This window comes from Endozoicomonas sp. SESOKO4, from assembly GCF_024606275.1.
Map to the genome: position 1 here is coordinate 1 of NZ_JAHHPS010000492.1, position 1478 is coordinate 1478.

2 protein-coding genes are annotated in these 1478 nt (G+C 42.5%); both read left to right on the forward strand.

Annotated features, from left to right (window positions below; translation table 11 throughout):
* A partial coding sequence (locus KDK16_RS09405; RefSeq protein WP_257275772.1) for a restriction endonuclease subunit S occupies positions 1–464 on the forward strand: 464 nt, incomplete at its 5' end.
* The coding region (locus KDK16_RS09410) for an AAA family ATPase (RefSeq protein WP_257275773.1) at positions 461–1478 on the forward strand (1018 nt) is incomplete at its 3' end. The genes KDK16_RS09405 and KDK16_RS09410, both read left to right, overlap by 4 nt.

Consider the following 1478-nt stretch of genomic DNA (forward strand, 5'->3'; position numbering starts at 1 on the left):
ATTATGATTCCTCAAAAGAATATATTTCCTCAGATGACTATGATGATGTAATGCGTAAGGGGAAACCTCTAATCGGTGATGTTTTGTTTACAACCGAAGCCCCCTTAGGGAATGTCGCACAAGTTGATGATGACAAAATCGCCCTCGCACAGCGGGTTATTAAATTTCGCGCAGGAAAATACATAAGCAATACTTTCTTGAAGTACTATATGTTGGGAGACGGATTTCAGAAATTACTTCAGTTAAATTCTATTGGTAGCACTGTTCTAGGAATTCAAGGAAAGGTACTACATAAACTCCCCATGCTATTCCCATCACCTCAAGAACAAAAAAAAATCTCCGACTGCCTGACATCTATTGATGATGTAATCTTTACTCAAAAGCAGAAGCTAAAAAACTTAAAAACGCACAAAAGAAGCTTAATGCAACAGCTATTTCCTGCTGTAGATGAGGTTGGTTCATGAGAGAGCTAACATTTCCTGATCTGGATGCTGTGGTCTCACACCTCCGGAATGGATTAGAAAACGGGTTACAGCAAGGCAAAAATACCAAATACATTCATCAGATACTGCTTTTCGCCTATAACGGCACCGGCAAAACCCGCCTCTCCATGGCGTTTAAGAACGCAGGTAAAGACGATGAAAGCCGGGATACCCTTTATTTCAATGCCTTTACCGAAGATCTCTTCAGCTGGGATAATGATCTGGACAACGACCAGCAGCGGGTACTGCGCATGAATACGGAGTCACGTTTTTTTAACGGACTTCAGGAACTGGAGATGGAGAACCGTATCCGGCCTTTACTTCATCGTTATGCAGACTTTGACTTTTATATTGATTACGAAAACTGGACTGTCAACTTTACTCGTGAAGTGAAAAGTGGTGACAGCGTCGTAACCGTTGAGCACATCAAAGTGTCTCGTGGTGAAGAGAATATATTTATCTGGTGTTTTTTCCTGGCCGTCGCTCAGTTGGCGATTGATGATCAGGAAGCGTATAGCTGGGTTAAGTACATCTATGTGGATGACCCGATCTCTTCACTTGACGACAATAACGCGATTGCCGTCGCCAGCCATCTGGCACAGCTGCTGAAAAAACAGAATGGTAAAGTCAAAACAGTGATCTCTTCCCATCACACGCTCTTTTTTAATGTGATGTGGAGTGAACTTAATGAAAGAAACAAGCTTCAGCCTTACTATCTGGAGCGTAAAGGAGATGGTTATAGCCTGCGTTATACGAACAGTGTCCCATTTTTTCACCATGTTGCGCTACTAAAGGAATTACACGAAGCTGCTGAGTCTGGGGAGCTGTATACCTATCACTTCAATATTTTGCGAAGTATTCTGGAAAAAACCGCAACGTTCCATGGCTTTAAAAACTTTTCTGCCTGTATTCAGCAGGACGATGCAGACCCGGATGGTGTACTCCATGCCCGGATGATTAATATCCTAAGCCATGGCAATTATTCACTGTTTGAAC